The sequence below is a fragment of the Streptomyces sp. NPDC104309 genome (genome assembly GCF_055584025.1).
Window position 1 is genome coordinate 1 of sequence record NZ_JBVJMV010000019.1, and the last position, 17,874, is coordinate 17,874.

A 17,874-nucleotide genomic window follows, 5' to 3' on the forward strand; every position below is an offset into this window, starting at 1 on the left:
ACGGTTGAGATCAGCTGGATGAACCGCCGGATGCGTGACCCGCATGTCCGGTGGTGTGAGAGGAGGGACGGGCGACCCGTCCCTCCTACTCGATTGGCCTCGCCGACGGGGACGAGCCCCGCAGGAATGCTCACGGGCACGCTCCGTGCGCATGACCCGATAACACTGTGGCTCCGGTCCCTCTCCAGCACGATCGTGGGATGGCCGCTGGTGCGGCTGACGGCGACCCGGGGGCAAAAGGGTCATTTATAATCAATCCGACGATGCGTCGAGGGTGGCGATGATAAAATCGCCGCTTCCAACCCTCGTACTGGCCAGGCCAGTTGTCCAACGCAGGAGCGTATAGGCGCCATGAGCCGTTTGAGTGAGTCCGTCACCAGTGTCATGCACATCCTCGATGGAGCGGACCTGGGCGCGGACTATACGGTCTCGCAGCTGCTCGACAAGACAACAGCCCGGCGCTCCCTGGACCTCTCCGACCTCTCCCCCAAGGAGCAGGCCGCGCTGGTAGAGGGGCGCGCCATCAACCTGATCCCCTCGGCTGCGGCACTTGCCGAGAAGATCGAAGCCGCGCGGTCAGAGGGGCGCAAGTTCGTCATCAAGTACGGCATCGACCCGACCTCGCCCGACGTCCACCTCGGCCACGCGGTGCCGATCATCATCGCCAGCCGGTTGCAGCGTATGGGCCACCACGTCGTCTTCATCATCGGTGACGTGACGGCGAAGATCGGTGATCCCTCGGGACGCTCCTCTGAACGGCCGGCTCTCACAGACGAGGACATCGCCCGCAATCTGAGCACGTACCAGCAGCAGGTAGCACCGTTCATCGACTTCGAGCGTGCCGACCTGCGCTTCAACGGTGAGTGGCTCAACAAGGTCAGCCTCCCGCAGCTCGTCGAGATCCTTGCCCGAGTACCCGTTTCCATGTCGCTCCAGCGTGAGGACTTCCGCACCCGGCTCGCAGAGGGGCAGGGCCTGTCCATCGCCGAGTTCGTCTACTCCGTCGTCATGGCGATGGACTCGGTGGCCATCACGGCCGACGTCGAACTGGGCGGAGTCGACCAGCTGTTGAACCTGCAGATGTGCCGCAAGGTCATGGAGATCTCGGAGCAGACGCCCGAGGTCGTCATCACCACCCCGCTCATCGAGGGGACTGACGGCACGGGCTCCAAGATGAGCAAGAGCAAGGGCAACTACGTGGGTCTGACGGCAGCCCCCGATGATGTCTACGGTCGGCTGATGTCCATCCCCGACCACCTGACCGAGCCGTACCTCCAGCTCCTCACCGAGTGGACGGACGACGAGATCCGCGTGGTGACCAAGCGCCTGGAGGAGGGAACCGCGCACCCGATGGCCGTTAAGCGGATCCTCGCCGGTGAGGTGGTGGCCGCCCTCCACGGCCCGCCCGTTGCGGCCGCCGCCCGCGCGGAGTTCACGGCCCGCTTCTCCAAGCGGTCCTTCGGGGACACCCAGAACCTCCCCGCCGTATCCCTGAAGGAGCACGCCGAGGACACCCTCGGGGCCCTGATCAGCCGCACGCTGGACTTCGCCCCCAGCATCTCCGCCGTGCGCCGTGTGGCTCAGCAGAAGGGCCTGCGTCTCATTCGTGAGGCCGACGGAGAGCAGCAGACGACTCAGCTCACCGAGGCTTCCGTCCAGCAGGCGCTCGGCGCAGTGGTGAGCGAGGTTGAGGCACTCGACGGTGGCGAGCTGTACCTCAAGGTGGGCCGCAAGGTGGCTCGCATCGACGCCTGAGATTGAGACCCGGCGCCGGCCCACATCGGTGGGTCGGCGCCGCCCCGTTTGGTCTCTGTGCGACACGGTGAGGACGAGCTGTACGTTGCGCGATGCACGACCACTCCAACGCTGGCCTGCCGCCCTACGGCGACCTCATTCATGGAGTTCCCCCGCGCTTGTAGCCAACCCAGAACCGGCCGCCGACCTGCCCCAGCACGTCGTCCACGACTGCCACGAGGGGCTCTATCCGCCCCGCCAATACCTCGCGTAGGCCATCGTGCAGGCGCATGCTGAGCCCCGGCGCTGTGGTCTCAAGACGGCGTGCCAGCCATTTCCCGCCCCCGTTCCAAGACCCGCCAGCAGACAGTGCCAACTCGCCGGTGCGTCTCACCAGTTCGGTGGCAATGAACAGCCGTTCGCTCTGGGCGGTGCTCCCCGCGAGGTCGTCGAGGAGGTCGGTGATCGCGTAGCGGCAGTCATCGATCTCGTCAGCCGACACCGTGGGCGGTCCTGCGGCGGTCAGTTTGCGGGCCTCAGCGGCGAGGTGGGCCCCGACTCCATCGCTGTCGAAGAGCAAGAGGCCGTCGGAACACATCCAGAGCAGCGGTGACCGGCGCTTGCGTACTTCCCGCTCGACATACGTGTGCCACGTCGCTTCGGTGTGCACGAACATCTCCACTGGCCACTCACCGCTCCGGAGGCTTGCCCGGTACGGGGCTGGGGATCCGTGGAGGAGCACCACGATGTCGAGGTCCGACATCGGCGTGCGGCGGCCGGTCACGACGCTGCCTCCCAGGAACGCAGCCCGAGCGTCAGGGTGGTGCTCCTCTACAACGGCACGCGCAGCGTCAATTGCATCCATGCAGCAACTATTCAGCACTCTGCCTATCGCGCGCACGGGGGTTTCTTCGGGGATACGGCAGCGCTGTCCCCTGAGATTGGCCTCCGTCGACGGTGCCATTGACGCGGCTCACATTGCTGCCGCGCAGCGGGGTGCGGCTGGGGTGGACTGCTTCTATCCGGTGCGTCCGACGACGTAGGGGAAGTTGTAGGTCTTGCGGCTCGTGGACACTGCGCGCCACGCTGATCAGCGTGTTCCGGGGAGTATCACCTGTTAGCCAGACGCCCTCGTCTCAGAAGCGGTCACATTTCCTCGTATCGGCCTTCTCGGAAACAGGCGGCCGGATTCGGATCAATCGGGGTTCGCCCCCGCGCTTGAGCTGCGCCAGCCGCCGTTGACGTACCACTCGTCGGAAGCCAGGGCCTTGAACAACGCATATCCCATCGTGTTGGGGTTACCCCGGTAGCGCCAGCCCTCGGCCTTGTGCTCGAGCCACGGGGCGACGGCGTTAGTGGGCATCATCGTGAGGTCATGGTTGGTGGATGCGATGTGGCTACTGACCAGAAGGCTGTACCGGTAATCCAGGTCGAACACCTTCAAGTGGGTGCGGAGGCGTTCGGTGAGTGTGTCGCCCCAATCGCAGTGGGGGGACACGAAGAACTTCATGGACGGCTGCTCATTGCCGCGTGGTCTCCTGAGGCGAGCGCGGAGCCAGGGGTGGTGGGAGAAGTCGTCGAAGTAGGGGTGCAGGGTCTGCTCGCCCGCCGTGACAGGGACTGTGGCGTGTTTGCCGGTATTGCAGTCGCGGCAGGCCGGTATGAGGTTGACCGGGACCACGCTGAGCAGCGGGTAGCTGGTCTTTGGTAGGTGGTGATCGAGCGTGGTTACCAGACCCTCCCCGCAGAGGGGGCACCGGTTTTCGCGTCGGTTGCCTTGTTCGTCGGTCGTGCCCTTGAGAGCCTCGTAGATACGGCGGCCCGGGGCGCGTTCCTTGGCCATCCGGTCGGTATAGACAGCCTCCAGGGCCTTGCGGTCGCGACGAGCGAGGGGCTGTGCAGCGAGGACACCCAGAGTGTGAAGGGCCTGGCTCTTAGCGGCTGCCTCATAGGCGGTGGCCGCATCGGCCACCGCGTCGGTGTACGCCTCCAGCCGTGCTCGGCTGCTGGGGCGGGCGTTGCCGATGCAGGTGGTGTAGACGTCGCGAGGATCGAAGGGCGGTCGGTCTATGTGCTGCATCAGCCCTGCCCGTCCACGTCGTCGCGCTGGCCGAGCAAGGCGCTGAGCACCAGCTGTGCCTCGCTGCCCAGCTGTCCGCTGAAGTGTTCCAGGACAGCGTCGTACGAGTAGCCGACGTCGACCAGACGCCGCAGCTCATGCAGAAAGCCGGCCTCGGTGAGTTCCAGACCGAAGACCTCGTGGGTCAGCACGCCGACGTTCTCGCCGTACGTTTCGATGCGGGGCTTCGCGGCTCCGAGTTGCCCGCCATAGCGCCAGAGTTTCCAGACGCAGTGGGCCGGAATCTCCTGGAGCACAACCGGCGAGTGTGTCGCGACGATGGCGAGCCCGTTGCGCTCGGCGAGCAGATCAGACAGCGCACGCATGAACGCTGCCAACAGGGGCGGATGGAGGTGGGTTTCCGGCTCGTCGATGATGACGAGGGTCCGCTCGCTCACGTGCTCGATGAGCCGGGTCATGGTGAGCAGAACGATCCGGTGGCCGGCGCTGAGACGGCGGAAGAGCTGCCGGGCTTTTTTCTCGCGGCTGTTCAGGCTGGCGGTGTCCTCGAAGTTCTCCAGCCATCCCTCTTCCAGAAGCCCGCTGCCCGGATAGTCGAGGGTGCGCAACGCCTTGATCCATTGCGGGCTGCGCTCACGCGTCAGACACGCCTTCATCGCCTGCGCGAAGTCCTTCCTGAGCCGGCCAGGAGTCTTGAACCTGGGGGACCGTGAACCCTGAACACGCAGCCCCACATAGGAAGCGACGAACATCTCGTCGCCCTCGACGAGGGGGAAGTCGTCAAAGGCGCTGAACGAGACGGCCACCAGGTTGTTGAAGGAGCGGCCCTCGCGGCCGTACTCGATGATCTGCCCGAGCTCCTGCGGCTGCGGCTCGACCGCAGCGACGGCGCGGGCCAAGTGGGAAAGGACGTACGACTTCCCCACGCCGTTCCGCCCGGTCAGGGCGTGCACGTTACTGGCCGGACGGGAACCGGGCTCGACCTGGAATCGGAACCGCACGGGATCCGTCGCCGGCGGCAGCGGCGGCTCGTAGGCAATGTCGAAGTTCACCCGGCGCGCTCCACCGCGTGCGATGCGCTGCAGTTGCCCGCGCACGGTCGACATCTTGACGAAGCGCAGTAGCGAAGTGCGGGTCACATCTTGGTTCCGCGCGAGGCGAAAGGAGTTCTCGTCGTAGGCGATGTCCCGGAGCGCGGTGAGCACTTCCTCCCGGACGGCACCGGGCATCTCGCGCAGCGCGTAGTAATAGCTTTCATCCTGGCCCACGGAGAAGTACCGCGAGCTATCCAGTCGGCTGAAGCGCTCCGGGAGCAGCACGTTGGCTCCATCCTCGCCGTCCATCGCCACGTGGCCGATCTTCACGGTGCCGACCTCGGTCCAGCCGTCCCTCGTACGAACGCGCAACGTGAACATGGTGCGGTACCCGAAGTCGTCCCAGGCGTCGCGGACGAGGAGCGCATCGAAGGCGTCCTCCGGTATGGCGCCACCCTCGGCCCAGCGACGGTCGTCATTGACTACCGTGAATCGCACGGCTGCCCCCGCCTATTGTGTTCCACCGTGACCTGGAGATCCTAAGGTGTGGACCGAAGGACTGCGCGGGGGAGCGCTCGTCGCGAAATCAGCCATCCGGCGGGAAGGCCGCGGTGGTTCCCGCCGTCGTCGTTGGTCATTGCGTCGCGAATGGTTCCGCTGGCGTCCTAGTACGTGTGCAGTTCGTCCCCACGTGTCCTGTCGCCTCTGAACTGGCAGCCGGCAGGTCCCCAACCTGTGTGGTCGCCAGTTGATTTGGGAATCGAGCCGGATGTCGTTCTCAAACCGGCTGGCTTTTGCGGAACGGGAGCTCGTGGTTGATGTTCCATCCGAGACCTGTTCACCGCTCGCTGGCAGCTTCCAGGATCGCGTGAAGACGCGACAGGCATTCGCTGACGAAGAGGGGGTAGGTGTCCCAGTAGTACGACACCCCGCTGACTCCGACAGCGATGGCCCACGCCCGGGCACGCAGCCATGTCACGTCGTCGAGGCTCATGGAGTCCCAGTACGTCTGTCGGGCCTGGGGTGGAAGATCCCACAGGGGTGAGTGCTCGGCGTCGGGAAAGCCGACCGAGAGGCATCCGAAGTCGATGACCCCGTGCAGCTTTCCTTGTTGGACCAGAAGGTTGCTGGGTTTGAGGTCTCCGTGGAGCCACACCTGGCGGCCGGACGGCTCGGGCAGGTTGAGCGCACTCTGCCACAGGTGTCGCAGGTGTGGGATGTCCAGGTCGACGCCCTCGATCGTTAGGCAGTTGTCGAAGCACACGCTGATCCAGCGGTCACAGGCGCGCAGGCCACCGCCGCGATACCAGCTGAGTTCGTCCTGCCGAGTGGCTCCCATCAGGGGGACGGAATGCAGGCTCTCCACGATCGCCGCAAGGTCGGCCCCGAAGGCGGGCCAGTCGGTGACCGAGCCCGGGCCGGCTTCATCGCCGTCGATCCAGCGGTACACCGACCAGGCGAGCGGGAATGCGGAACTCGGAGTGCCCTCGTGCACTGGCTCCGGGATGCGGCAGGGAAGATGTGGCGCCAGCCGCGGCAGCCATGTCTGCTCCTTCCGGACGGCCTGCGCGTTGTCCGGGGTGCGCGGCAGCCGCATGAGCAGCTGGTCGCCGAGCCGGTACATCGTGTTGTCCGTGCCCGCACCGGCTGGCGAGATGGTGAGGTCGGCCCATTCCGGCCGTTGCTGGCGCAGCAGCGACCGGACCACCACCTCGTCCGCATGGATCTCGTTCTTGTGAAGTGTCACGGTGAGAGCCTTCTGCCCGGGCTTCGCCGCCGCCAGTGATTTTCCCGAGGCGATCGCCCTTCGGAACCCGATCCACTGAGAATCCGCCAGGCCAGGTGAGACCGAGTGGGAATCTGTCACCTTCAGTGCGACAGGACACCACGCGGAAGCTAGGAGCGTGGCCGATCGGTCACAGAGTGGCCACCGACCGTGAGATTCGGCCATGTGATATGAGATCCCACAGAAGTACCCCGGTCCCCAGTTCGCCGGGGGCAGACAGGAAAGAGTCGCGAAAGACTGGCCAGCGGGTGCAGAGGGATGTCAACGTAGACGACCTTCCGGAACCCCAGGTCAGAGAGGTGATCGCCGTGACCGTGGTATCCATGAGCCCCGGTTTCTCCACCACCGCCAAGGCCCTGAAAGTGCGCGACTGACAGCTTTGCCCAGGCCAGCCCACGCTCGTGATGGATCAGTTCTCCGCCGAGGATTTCCACATGGTTGTGGACGACCGTGCCGACGTGCACGTCAATTCGAAGGACGGCCGATTCTACTTGGGCTGGTTTCCGCTCGGCCGCCCTGGGGCCGACGGCGAAGGCTGGAAGATCGCCGTCACCGGTACCACGAGGGTGCCTGGGTACAGCATTTCCTTCGACACCGAGACGCCGGCCGATATCGTCGCCGCCGCTGTGACGCGCGTGCTGGAAACCACCCGTCCCCGGTGAGTACGCCAGCCGACGTTGGCTGACTCGGTGCTGACAGTCCTCGCTCACCGAACTGGGCGGTACTTTGCGTCCGTCACCCGGCTGCCTGTAGCAATGACGATTCCCCAGAGTCCTCGGGAATGACCGTCGGTGACGTCGTTGACTGCATAGCCGTATGCGACCGGACTGCACCCTGCGGCTGTTGATGAACCTGTTTCCCATGCCCCACCGCGCGACACAGGTCGTCGATCGGGTCCTTGCCGCCCGTGGCGGCCGTCGCTTTGAACTGGCAGGCGTCCAGGCGCCGCCGCCCTTGCCGCGCTGCTGGCGGCAAGTAGATCCGCACCTAAGCCTTGGAGGCGCTCCTGTATCCCGACCCTCTGCTAGACCCGTCGACTCCGAACCGGGGCGCTCTGCCTGCGTACTGGGTCGGTCCCCGGCACCTGGCCGGTGATGACGGACGTCTCTACGATGCCGTCGCTGACACGCTCGCCGACCTCGGCTGGACGAGCCTCGTGATCGTCCGCGGGCGGCAGGAGCCCAACGAGGCATGGGAGGACCGGCAGGTCGTGCGCAGCACCGTCCTCCACATCAGCCCTGACACCCTCCGGTGGGCTCAATGGGTGCTGCCGGATGAGCCGTTCCACCTGGGCGAGCTGCCGATCGCCTGGCAGATTTCCGCCCGCGAGCACCCAGACAGCCCGCTTGGGCGGTGGTCGGCCTACTTCACCCCCGGCATCCCGGGCGAGGTCCTCTGCGACTTTCTCCTCGCGCTCGACGCCCGCGACCAGCCCACCACGGCGCTCATCGGTCCCGAGCTCGTTATGGACGTTGTCGCGGAGCACGGCTGGCTCCGCGACGTCGACCAGCCCGACTCGGTGGCGATGCACCCCACCTTTACCTCCCATCTCAGCTTCGGTGAGGTCCCACCCCTCATTCAGGACACCGATCCCCGCGCCCTGAGCGTCGAGGCGGAGGAGCCAGGGGCGACTGGCTGGCAGGCGTGGGCTGAGCCGGGCATGGGCGCCTCGTATCTGTGGGCTGCGTCGTTTAGTGCAAGCGTGCCGCACAGCCTTGCCGCCGCGTTTGCCTCCTCGCTTAGCTCCACCGCACCGGTTCTACGCCGGGTGCTGCCGGAGAGCACACGGGACCGGCTCCTGCGTGCCCCTGCCAGTTGAGCAGTACTCCCGCGCCATGAAGCCGGGCCTCCCGTTCAGGTGGCCCGGCTTCGCGCTGCTCGGACAGCTTCTGTGTGTAGCGGGCGGCTACCGAGGCGGGCCCGTGTCAGCGTTGGATGCTGTGTCCAGCTCGTGGGCACTGCCGAGAGATGGTGCTCATTTGATCCTTCCTGGCACCGATCGCCGGGGCCGATAAGCGCTCCGGCCAGGCCATCACCTCGCCTTGGTCAATGAGTGAAGGGGCCCTTCGTCAGAAGGTGTTGGCGGTGAAGGGACGCACCCGTTCGTCCGCGAGTGCAAACAGGCGATTGAACTCGGCCCGTTCATCCTTGCTCATGAGCCCGACGGCGTTGCCGAGGTTCTTCTCAGTGAGCTGCTTCATGTATGGGGCAAGGAATCGGTTCATGACTTCAGGGGCGTCGTGTATCGCCTGCACGTATTTCCGGTACCGCGTGAGCTGCGCACTCAGCTCTTCGAATTCGGCGAGGGTTGCCCTGCCAGCGAGGGCCTGTTCCTCTTTGCTGAACGGGCGTCCGTCGCGGTGGGACCACGTGCCGGTATCGTCTCGGCGTTTGAAGTCCGAGTCGCAGAGAAGGGCGAATACGTAGGGGTTGATGTCGGGATTGGCCATACGGGTGTGGTGCTCCTCGCGGAATCGGTTGGGGTGCATCAATGGTCTGGAGAACCGCCGGTTTGGCTAACCGGCGATCGTCGGCTATGTTGCGGCCGTTTCCCCGGGTCAGGGCCGACGGCTGGAGGGGTTCGCTGCCCTGGCCGCAGGTGGTGTGGCGGGGGTTGGGGCCGGGGTTCGCCGGCCGTCTCGGGCGGGTGTGGCCTGGGGGTTTTCGGGTGCGGCGGGCAGGTGGGCGCTGCGGCGCAGGCGCCAGACGAGGACGTCGCTGATGGAGGCGGCGGTGTCGAGCTCGCGACGTCGGGTGGTTTCGGCAATCAGTGCGGCCGGGTCGTGGCCCGCTTGCCGGGCGTCCGCGAGGGTGGCGGCCAGGGCGGGCCAGCCGGGCTCGGCCTGGATTCGCTCCGCGAGCTCCGGCAGCGCCTGGTGCAGGAGATCGGCTTGCCGTTGCCGGATCCGCGGCGATAGGCGCTGGCCTCGCTGGCGGAGGGTGGCGATGGGGTGGGCTGCGGCGGCCTGGTAGGCGGCGCGCAGATGCTCGGCGGCCTGCTGGGCTGCGGCTGCCTGCTGACTGTGGTGCCGTTTGGCGTGCCAGTTCGCCGCGGTGATGGCGAGGAAGACGGCCATGTCGATGACCATCGCCGTGGTGGCTCCGTCTTCGCCACGGCCGAGGGCGGGGCCGCTGTGGACGAGATCGTGGGCGGCCTGCCGCAGGGCGATCTCACGCCCACGTACGGCACGCACGTGGGAGCGGCTGGCCCGCTCGAACACGAAGGCCGCCTGCCGGAGTTCAGCGCGATTGTGGGCGGCAGAGGTCTTGGCGAGCGCGTCCAGAACCTCCCCTGTTGCGGCGATCTGCGCTGCTGCCATGCCGTCGTCGCCGTGATCAATGAGCAACAGAGCCTGCCAGGTGGCAGCGGCGGCCCGGCGCCGAGCGAACGCGGGATGGGTCACCGGCGGCAGGGCGGGCTGCACCGGCTCAGGCCCGCCCTCGGAGACCGCGTCTGCGTGAAGGGACCAGCGTTCGCGTATGCGGGGCAGGGACAGGTCGGGTGCGAGTGTGGAGCCGGCATAGAAGACCGGCTCGTCGTCCTTGTTACGGTCGTCAGGCAGCGCGACCTTGTAGCCGAGCAGGTCGCCCGACGGTGCGATCCGCTTCCTGATCAGCAGACCGTCGGCGGCCAGACGGTCGAAGAACTCATCCATGGAGGCGGCGCCGGCCGAGGCACTGCGTACGGTCTCGCGCAGCTTCTCTCGCGCCGTACGTTCCCGCCCCTGCCGTTCGGCTTTGTGGCGTTCGGCGCTGGTGGGGCGTTTGGCTGCGGTGCCGTCGCCAGGGGTGACGCGGTGCAGGTCGTAGTCGGTCTCGATGAGGCGGGCAGCGGCCTGAGCGCGTTGGCCGGAGCGGTGGTGGTTGGGGCGGCGGCCGTCCTCGCGTACGAGGGTGGCGATGATGTGGATGTGGTCGTCGGCGTGGCGGACGGCGGCCCACCGGCACCCGGCGCTGTCTGCGCCGCCGGGATCGATGCCGGTGGCCGCCACGATGCGGCGGGCGATGTCGCCCCACTCCTCGTCGCTCAGGATTCGGTCGGTGCCCGCGGCGCGTACAGAGCAGTGCCACACGTGCTGGTCGGGCCGCTGGTCTTTGTCGAGCAGGTGCAGTGGCTGATCGAGAAGCCGTTGAAGATCTTCCTTCGTCGCGGAGGGGTCGCGGCCGGGGTCGGGTGCCATCAGGTAGTCAAAGGAGGCGACCAGGTGCGGGTCGACGTGCTCCTCGCGGGTGCCCTTGCCGTAGAGGTAGTTGAGCAGCCCGCGGGTACTGCTGCCTTGCTTGTGGATACGGGGGATCAAGCGGTTTCGTCTTTCTGTCAGTTGTTGATCCGCTCGACGGCCGCCCTGGTGGCGGCGGCCGCGCGGCGGACGTTGTCGAGGGCTTCCTCAATGCGGGCGATATCGCCGCCGGAGTTGAGGGCCTTGGTCATCTGGTTGAGGTTGCTGCCGGCCCAGCCGAGCTTGCGGCCGGTGGCGAAGAGCTCGGTAAGGACGTCGTGGTCGGCGGCGATGGTTGCGGCGGTGCGGGTCTGGTCGCGGGCGGCGGCCAGCGCGGAGTGGGCGAGGAATCCGGCGACGCTCATGCCGACAGCGTCGGCGCCGGCCTGAATGAGTGTGTGTTCACGTTCGTTGAGGCGGACGCTCTGGGCGGGGCGCTGCTTCTTGTCACGCGGACGTGATTTCCCCTTGGCCCGGCGCTTGTGGCTGGCCGTACTCGGCTGCGATCCGCCCCCGGTCGCAGCCTTCCCGTCCGGCGCCTCCTGGCGCTGGTCGGCCCCCGCCACCCCTGGGGCGGGGTTGGGTTCGGACGTCCCCCGGCGGGGGAGTGTCCGAACCTCCAACTTGCTCCGCTTTGGGCTGGCGTGGCTTGGGTCGCGTTCTGGTGCTCTGGGCTATTGGTGCACGAATCCTGCATGGAGATCAGCTCCTGGTATGGGAGGGAAGAGCGCACCAGGCCGACGAACGGGCAGTAGCCCCGCCTCCCGCTGGTTCGAGCGGAGAGCGGCGGGGGAGGGCCGTGCGTGCCTGGTATAGCGGCGCGAATGAGGCGGGGCCGTGGACCAGACGGAGTTGCTGGTCCACAGGTCCCCGTGCGGGCCTTCGGGGCTGACCGGATATCCGGTCAGCCCGTCGGGATGCTGGTCTTGGCGCCTTGCTCTGCGGCTAGGAGGGCCTTGAGTTCGGTGAGCCGGTCTTCGGAGATGGTGAGTTCGGCCCTGCGGATGGCGTTCCGCAGCACGGCGCGGGTGGCTGTTCCGTGCATGGCGATGGCGCCGCGGCCGATCGCGAGTAGTTCGTCCATTTCGGCACCGGGAGGACGTCCGTAGCGTTGCGCCGCGGGGACGTCGTCCTCGGGGGACGGCTCGGTGATCTCGCGAGTGGGGGCCGAATCGTGCAGGGGAAGTTGGTTCTGCACGGATCGAGGAGGCAGGAACTCGGAACGAAGGCCAGAGTCGAGGTGTTCCGTCGCTCCCTCGCTCTCCAAGGCGTAGTCGGCACCCGGCTGGCTGCGCCGGAGCGTCGTCGTCTCGCTGCGACGCGTCGCGCCCCCATCCAATGTGGAAGCAGTCCAAGGCGATGCCAGTTCGATCGTGGCCAGTGCTGCCGCGTGACGGCGGACGGCGAGCTGCTGCAGCAGCACTTCGCGCTGGCGCTGATCGGTGCCCACCGAGGCTTGGGCGATGGCCTGCGACAACCGTCGTGAAGCGCGCCGGCCTCGCCAGCCGGCGCGCTGCTTCTGGGTTCGCTCCGCAAGGTGGGCGGCCAGGGCGACGGCTTTGCGGGTGGCCCGGTCGCGGGTGATCTGCGCGGCATCACGATCGCGTGCAGCGATACCAAGGCGGGAGAAAAGGCGTTCGCGTACTTCGCGCCCGACCCGGGCGAGCACGCTGTGGGAAGCGGCCTCGGGTGTGCGGATGCGCAGTTCGATGCCCATGGCCTGATGCCAGAGCAGCGCGGCCATGACCGGGCCTACGAAGGCTCGCACTGTGCCGCCGACCACGCCTGACTCGGCGTACGCGGGGATCACCTGTACAGCGGTGATCACCCAAGTCAGGGTGCCGGGCAGGCCGGGTGTCTGCTTGGGGCTGCGCAGGTTCTGTCGCGCGAGCAGCGCCGTGGCGAAGAGGGCGAGTTCGGCTGCGGCGAACATCGCGATGCGCTCGGTGGTGCCGCGCATGTCCAGGTAGTCGGCGGCGAACCGCCAGCTGGTATCGGCGCTGTAGGCGGTACAGCCGGCCGCGGCCAGTGCGGCGATCCTGACTGCGGGCGTTCCGGGTTGTCGCTTGCTGCGGTTTCGGGTAGTGCGTCGGTAGATCAGCCAGCCGACCAGCAGCACCGTACAGGCGCCCAGGAGGGCGGAAAGCGCGAGAGACGTCGAGGTCCAGCGCCCAATTGTGGGCAGGGCGAGTTGCGTCATACAGGGGTCTCCAGAGAGGCCCGCCGCGCCGTTTGGGCAGGCGTGGGCGCGGGCGGGCGGCGTGGGCAAGCGGTGAGGTGGATCGGCGCCGTGCGGTCAGGCGCGGGGCCGGCGTCTACGGTCTGCGCCGGTGAGGACGACGGTCGTGGTCATCTCGGCGAGACGGGAGGCGACGCGGTCGCCGACGGCGTCGCGCAGCGCGGCGGTCGGCAGATTGGTCGTGATGAGCGTGGGGGTCAGGTCGGTGTAGCGGCGGTTGATCAGCCGATACGTGATCTCCTCGGTCCACTCCGACTGCTTGGCTGCGCCGAGGTCGTCCAGGATCAGCAGTGGGCAACTGCTGAGAGTGGCGAGGTCTCGCTCGGCGTCGTGGCCGGCGCGTGGGCGCAAGCGGGCGTACAGGTCGGCCGTGGTGGCTGCCTCCCACCGCAGTCGCACCCCGGCGGTCAGTAGCGACCGCACCGCGCCGTACGCCTGGTGCGTCTTGCCGGTGCCGGTGGGCCCGGCGATCAGCAGGGACGGTCCGAGCGCGATGCCCCGGGTGCCGCTCGGGCCGGGCCGCGCGGCGAGGGCCACCTCGTGGGCCCAGGCGGCAACCTGCTGGTGGCCGGCGAGGGCGTGGCGGTAGCGGGGCGGGATGCGGGCCTCGGCCAGTTCCAGTGCGGTCACCCGCTCCGAAGGGGCCTCGGCGGGTGCGGCGGTTGCGTCGATGCCCCGGTCGGCGAGGATCGTGCCGAGGCGGGCCGCCAGGGAGCTGATGCGCTGCGGTTCATGGCTGGTGGCGGCTGTGGTCACAGCTGGCCTCCGTAGGCCGCCTCGATGTCAGCGGGTGCCGGGTTGGTCCATGCTCGGTGCGGGGCGGCAGCTGCCTGAGGGGCGTTCATGGCCTCGTTGACCAGGCTCGGCAGCAGGCTCACGGACAGGTTCTTGGCACGCATGCGGCTCATCCCGGCGCGGATATGGTCGGGAGAGATGCCCTCGCTGAGCAGTTTGCCAGCCATCTTGCCGAGGCGGCCCAGCACGTCGCTGGGCGGGCGGTGTTCGCAGGAGGCGACGTACTCGCCGACCAAGTCCTTGGCCGAGATTGAGCCCGAGCCGGTGGGTGGCGCGGGGGCGCTGGCGCTCCCCACCGGAGGTGATCCTAGATCCAGGATCCTAGGTCCTAGATCCGCACCCTGATCCCTCACTGCAGTCTCCCGGCGTTGTGGTGAGGGCTCACTGAAATTGCCCTGACCTGCGACTTCCCGGTACACGGAGGGCTCGCTGCATTCGCGGGACCCCTCAGGTCCTCCACTGTGAGGGCTCACCGCCTGTTCACGGAGGACACCGTGAACAGGCGAGGCCGCCTCGGCCGATCGGCCGCCCTGGTGGCGCGGGCAGGCCGGGCAGCGGCTGCCGCTGGGCCGGTTGATCTTCTGGTGGCGAGCCCAGGTGACGATGTGCAGGTATCGCTTACCGTCGTCGCCCTCGTACCGGCAGATCAGACAGGCACCGTCGAGCTGCGTGAGGTCGTCCTCGACTTCCAGCGGGCCGTGTTCGGGGCGCAGGGACCATAGGGCGCCGGCGATGACGGCGGCCTGATCTCGGAAGCGGCCGTGGTCGTCTGCCTGGGTGAGGAGGCCGAAGAAGGTCCGCTCTGCGTGGACACTCACTGCGGCGAGCGACTCGGAGATGAAGGCTTCCGGCTTGATGGTGCGTATCCGCGCCATGCCTATCGCCCCGCCTTCGTGGGCAGAGCAGAGGAGTTCGGCGACGAGGATGCGACTACGGCCGCGAGGGCTGTAGCTTGTTGGGGCATAGACGGTTCCTCACCCGGTGGCGTTGTGACCGCCACCGTCTTGATCGTTCAGGTACGGGCGATATCGGTAGGGGACTTCCTGACCCCCGGCGTTGGCCCGCCGGGGGTTTTTCATGCGCTCGGAGCCGCAAGGGTTTCGGGCGCATGGCCAAGACAGCCACACCCTCCCCGCACAAGTCCAGCATTCTGCCGAGAAATCAAACAGCTCTCGGCGAACGCTTCGTGCACGGCTTCCCTGAAACGATAGACCCGAATTGGCGGTTGACGAAGAAGTGGCATAAAAGGGGCAACCGGTAATCGGTCCCGGGGTGGCTTCGGTGAGCATTCGATGTGGGCCGGCGACAGAAGAGCCCCACGTCAGGGACTCCTCAGGTGACGCGTCATCAGAGTGGTTCGAGAAATTTGGTCAACGGCGGATTCAAGGCTATGTTGCGTCGCTCGCGAGAGATCAGAGGACCAGATCTGACAAAAAAGACGCGGAACATAGCAGCAGATCGCCGGTTACCAAAACCGCGCATTGCAAGCTACAACAGACCCATGCCTGAAAGCCCTCTGGGAATTGGTCCGGCCGGCGTGCTGACCGCCCGCGCCATTACCCGTTCCCGCGCAGCGCGCGGATTCGCCCAGCGTCAGCTGGCCGAACGGGTGACCGCGCTCGGCCGCCCCATGACAATCACGATGTTGTCCCGCATCGAATGCCGGCAGCGTCGCTGCGACGTCGACGATCTCGTCGCCATCGCAGCCGCCCTCGACGTCTCGCCGCTCGCTCTGCTCGCCGAGACGAGTTAGCGGAGCCCGCACAGTGCTCCCGGGTGGGCCAACACCCGGCAGCCGCTACGTACATCACCTCGCCCGTACCTGAACCACCAAGACCGGCTTATCCGTGTCCGCACGGCCGCGCCAGAGAAGGAACCTCCTTGCACCGAGAGGCCATTCCCCCTGCCCTGTTGCCCTTCCGCCTCCGTACCGCGAAGGAGGCGATCTCGCGTGGCTGAGCAGCCAGGCGCCGAGGTAGCGCTGTCCCGCCTCTACCGCCCAGAGGAAATTGCTGCTGCTCTCGGCTGCTCCGCCTGGTGGGTCAAGGACCGGGCCCGCCGGCGGCTGATCCCCTTTACCCGGGTTGGCCGCGCGTATCGCTTCACCGCAGAACACCTCGCGGAGATCATCCGCCTCCATGAGGAGCGGCCCGCACGTGCATCCCAGCCCTCCACAGCTCGGACCGTCGCGAAGGCACACGCCCAGCAGGCGAACGCGCCCCAGCGCCCCCAGCTTGCCGCGCCGACAACCCGACTGCGGGCGCGGCCTCCATTCCGCGTCAGGCAGAGCCAGTTCAGCACCGTCGCCTGACGCGACCACGTATCAAGGGAAAGGAGGAGCGTGGGTTTCGCGGAGAAGCGCGGAAACTACTGGCGCGGCCGGTACAAGACCGCACCTGGCAAGCACCTCACGGTCGTCGACGAGAGCGGCAAGGCGATCAAGTTCGCCACCAAGGGCGAGGCCCAGCGCGCCGCGAGCGAGGCCGAGAACAAGTACCGGCGCGGCGACTGGCGGGACCCGGCACTCGGCCAGGAGACCTTCGGCGAGTACGCGAGCCGCTGGTACGACGCCCAGGACCTGGCCGCCTCGACGATGCAGAACTACAAGCGCCACATCGAGGAGCACCTGCTCCCCGACTTCGAGGACAAGGGGCTTGCCGGCATCCTGCGCATCGACGTCGATGTCTGGGAGAAGAAGGAGAGGGCCGTGTACGCGGCCTCAAGCGTCAAGACCTGGCGCTCGACACTCCACTTGATCTTTGAGGACGCGATCGACGAGGGCCTGATCACGTCGAACCCGGCGGCCAGGAGGCGCGGGCGCGGCAAGCGCGCCGGCCGCTCACGAGACCGCGGGCCGGAGAAGGTCGTCACCGACGCGGTCGGCATCCTGCTGACCGCCGAGAGAGCCGCCCTGCTGTCCGGCCGCGATGACGAGTTCGTCGCCGTCGTCCTCAAGGGATACACCGGCAAGCGCTGGGGCGAGATCGTGGGCCTGGAGACCGAGTTCGTCCGTCCCGCGGCTGTTCGGGTCGAGTGGCAGCTGTACGAACTCGACTCGGGGGAGCTGGTGCGCTGCCCACCCAAGGACGACAGCTACCGCACCATCGACTCCATGGACTGGCTGTCGGCCCTGGTCGCCAACCACATCGCCCGCACGAAGCCGACTCCCTGCTCGTGCCATGGCAGGACCTACGTCTTCCGCGGGCAGGGCACGGCTCGTACGGGTGGCCACCTGGGTGCGAAGCTCGTCGACGTCGCGCGCCTGGCCGGTGTCTCCACAGGGACGGTGTCCAATGTCCTTAACCGCCCCGACCACGTCGCCGAAGCCACGCGGGTACGGGTCCAGAAGGCCATCGCGGACCTCGGTTTCGTACGGGGCGGCGCGGTGCCGACGCACGCAGCCCACTGGCGCAGGAACGGTTTCGCGACATGGCTGTTCACCCCTGCGGTCTCAGGCTGGTACCCGAAGAAGGCGCCGCAAGAACCACGGCCTGTGCCGCTACTTGGCGAACCTTGGCCTGGTGTCCCGGCGCGAGGGCGCGGCGCCAGTGCGCGGGCCGACTCATGCTGGCTCCCGATCGCCAAGGGCCTCACACCCCACGGGCTCCGCCACACCCACCGGACCATGATGGAGGACCTCGGCACCGAGAAGGTGCTCATGGACGAGCGCATGGGCCACATCGACGGATCGGTCTCGGCGCGCTACGCCCACGTCACGCCCGGCATGCGCAAGCGGCTCATGCTCGGTCTGACCGAACAGTGGGAGGCGGCTCTAGACGCGCGGCTTGCCATGCGTCCCACGTCACCGGTGCGCGTGCTCGATGACCTTCTGCGCGCACGCAGGCAGGCACTTGACCTGGCGTAGTGCCAGCGGTGAGTTGCGCCTGTGTCCCCTACGGGGCACAGGTGCTTCCTCGTCGCTCGAAGCGCGCTGGGCCTACCGGGCCTGATCACGTCGACGGGAATCTGGGGCGCTCGGTTCCTTC

At 67.4% G+C, this 17,874-nt stretch carries 15 protein-coding genes and 1 pseudogene; 6 read left to right on the forward strand and 10 right to left on the reverse strand.

The annotated features are described in order from the left end of the window. Positions 1-351 precede the first annotated feature (351 nt). Positions 352-1,755: a tyrosine--tRNA ligase gene (tyrS, locus tag ACZ68L_RS26010; protein ID WP_469580882.1), complete on the forward strand. Its 1,404-nt coding sequence runs from the start codon at positions 352-354 to the stop codon at positions 1,753-1,755. Between the two features lie 139 nt (positions 1,756-1,894). On the opposite strand, the gene ACZ68L_RS26015 is transcribed toward tyrS, so the two are convergent. From ACZ68L_RS26015 to ACZ68L_RS26030, 4 genes are all read right to left on the reverse strand, one after another. Then, positions 1,895-2,599, reverse strand: coding sequence for a nucleotidyltransferase domain-containing protein (locus ACZ68L_RS26015; RefSeq protein ID WP_356477100.1), 705 nt, complete (start codon positions 2,597-2,599; stop codon positions 1,895-1,897). Between the two features lie 330 nt (positions 2,600-2,929). Then, positions 2,930-3,814 carry a hypothetical protein gene (locus ACZ68L_RS26020; protein WP_469580885.1) on the reverse strand — a complete coding sequence of 295 codons (885 nt, stop codon included), beginning with the start codon at positions 3,812-3,814 and terminating at the stop codon, positions 2,930-2,932. After that, a complete protein-coding gene (locus tag ACZ68L_RS26025; protein WP_469581248.1) occupies positions 3,814-5,157 on the reverse strand; it encodes an AAA family ATPase in 1,344 nt (447 codons plus the stop codon). The genes ACZ68L_RS26020 and ACZ68L_RS26025 overlap by 1 nt, the downstream gene beginning before the upstream one ends. A 529-nt stretch (positions 5,158-5,686) precedes the next feature. Then, complete coding sequence (locus ACZ68L_RS26030; protein ID WP_469580888.1) at positions 5,687-6,595, reverse strand: aminoglycoside phosphotransferase family protein; 909 nt, start codon at positions 6,593-6,595, stop codon at positions 5,687-5,689. A 362-nt stretch (positions 6,596-6,957) separates the two neighbouring features. Here ACZ68L_RS26030 and ACZ68L_RS26035 point away from each other — a divergent pair. Beyond that, positions 6,958-7,296: pseudogene (locus ACZ68L_RS26035) on the forward strand (SPDY domain-containing protein). Between the two features lie 332 nt (positions 7,297-7,628). After that, positions 7,629-8,453: an SPDY domain-containing protein gene (locus tag ACZ68L_RS26040; protein ID WP_469580891.1), complete on the forward strand. Its 825-nt coding sequence runs from the start codon at positions 7,629-7,631 to the stop codon at positions 8,451-8,453. Positions 8,454-8,703: 250 nt separating this feature from the next. Here the strand turns inward: ACZ68L_RS26040 and ACZ68L_RS26045 are convergent, their stop codons facing one another. The 6 genes from ACZ68L_RS26045 to ACZ68L_RS26070 all read right to left on the reverse strand — a co-directional run bounded on the left by ACZ68L_RS26045 (position 8,704) and on the right by ACZ68L_RS26070 (position 14,763). Beyond that, on the reverse strand, positions 8,704-9,084 hold the full coding sequence (locus ACZ68L_RS26045; RefSeq protein ID WP_469580894.1) for a hypothetical protein: 381 nt from the start codon (positions 9,082-9,084) through the stop codon (positions 8,704-8,706). Between the two features lie 108 nt (positions 9,085-9,192). Continuing rightward, complete coding sequence (locus tag ACZ68L_RS26050) at positions 9,193-10,935, reverse strand: relaxase/mobilization nuclease domain-containing protein (RefSeq protein WP_469580896.1); 1,743 nt, start codon at positions 10,933-10,935, stop codon at positions 9,193-9,195. Positions 10,936-10,952: 17 nt separating this feature from the next. Beyond that, positions 10,953-11,219, reverse strand: coding sequence for a mobilization protein (locus tag ACZ68L_RS26055; RefSeq protein ID WP_329865336.1), 267 nt, complete (start codon positions 11,217-11,219; stop codon positions 10,953-10,955). Between the two features lie 539 nt (positions 11,220-11,758). Then, positions 11,759-13,054 carry a hypothetical protein gene (locus ACZ68L_RS26060; protein ID WP_469580899.1) on the reverse strand — a complete coding sequence of 432 codons (1,296 nt, stop codon included), beginning with the start codon at positions 13,052-13,054 and terminating at the stop codon, positions 11,759-11,761. A gap of 96 nt (positions 13,055-13,150) precedes the next feature. After that, positions 13,151-13,849 (reverse strand): ATP-binding protein, encoded by a 699-nt coding sequence (locus ACZ68L_RS26065; protein WP_469580902.1) that lies wholly within the window; start codon positions 13,847-13,849, stop codon positions 13,151-13,153. Continuing rightward, positions 13,846-14,763 carry a hypothetical protein gene (locus ACZ68L_RS26070; RefSeq protein ID WP_469580905.1) on the reverse strand — a complete coding sequence of 306 codons (918 nt, stop codon included), beginning with the start codon at positions 14,761-14,763 and terminating at the stop codon, positions 13,846-13,848. Before ACZ68L_RS26070 ends, ACZ68L_RS26065 begins: the two co-directional genes overlap by 4 nt. A gap of 626 nt (positions 14,764-15,389) precedes the next feature. On the opposite strand from ACZ68L_RS26070, the gene ACZ68L_RS26075 reads away from it, so the two are divergent. The 3 genes from ACZ68L_RS26075 (at position 15,390) to ACZ68L_RS26085 (ending at position 17,753) form a co-directional block, all read left to right on the forward strand. Beyond that, the gene (locus ACZ68L_RS26075; RefSeq protein WP_469580908.1) at positions 15,390-15,641 is read left to right on the forward strand and encodes a helix-turn-helix domain-containing protein; all 252 of its coding nucleotides are present in this window, start codon (positions 15,390-15,392) and stop codon (positions 15,639-15,641) included. Positions 15,642-15,839: 198 nt separating this feature from the next. Continuing rightward, positions 15,840-16,199 carry a helix-turn-helix domain-containing protein gene (locus ACZ68L_RS26080; RefSeq protein WP_469580911.1) on the forward strand — a complete coding sequence of 120 codons (360 nt, stop codon included), beginning with the start codon at positions 15,840-15,842 and terminating at the stop codon, positions 16,197-16,199. A gap of 30 nt (positions 16,200-16,229) precedes the next feature. After that, positions 16,230-17,753 carry a LacI family DNA-binding transcriptional regulator gene (locus ACZ68L_RS26085; protein WP_469580913.1) on the forward strand — a complete coding sequence of 508 codons (1,524 nt, stop codon included), beginning with the start codon at positions 16,230-16,232 and terminating at the stop codon, positions 17,751-17,753. The last annotated feature ends 121 nt before the right edge of the window (positions 17,754-17,874 follow it).

Excerpts from the sequence above, each read along its gene's own strand:
- ACZ68L_RS26055 (WP_329865336.1), bottom strand. The coding sequence starts at position 11,219 with ATGAGCGTCGCCGGATTCCTCGCCCACTCCGCGCTGGCCGCCGCCCGC.
- ACZ68L_RS26070 (WP_469580905.1), bottom strand. The coding sequence starts at position 14,763 with ATGGCGCGGATACGCACCATCAAGCCGGAAGCCTTCATCTCCGAGTCG.
- ACZ68L_RS26045 (WP_469580894.1), bottom strand. The coding sequence starts at position 9,084 with ATGGCCAATCCCGACATCAACCCCTACGTATTCGCCCTTCTCTGCGAC.
- ACZ68L_RS26020 (WP_469580885.1), bottom strand. The coding sequence starts at position 3,814 with ATGCAGCACATAGACCGACCGCCCTTCGATCCTCGCGACGTCTACACC.
- ACZ68L_RS26075 (WP_469580908.1), top strand. The coding sequence starts at position 15,390 with ATGCCTGAAAGCCCTCTGGGAATTGGTCCGGCCGGCGTGCTGACCGCC.
- ACZ68L_RS26060 (WP_469580899.1), bottom strand. The coding sequence starts at position 13,054 with ATGACGCAACTCGCCCTGCCCACAATTGGGCGCTGGACCTCGACGTCT.
- tyrS (WP_469580882.1), top strand. The coding sequence starts at position 352 with ATGAGCCGTTTGAGTGAGTCCGTCACCAGTGTCATGCACATCCTCGAT.
- ACZ68L_RS26025 (WP_469581248.1), bottom strand. The coding sequence starts at position 5,157 with ATGGACGGCGAGGATGGAGCCAACGTGCTGCTCCCGGAGCGCTTCAGC.
- ACZ68L_RS26015 (WP_356477100.1), bottom strand. The coding sequence starts at position 2,599 with ATGGATGCAATTGACGCTGCGCGTGCCGTTGTAGAGGAGCACCACCCT.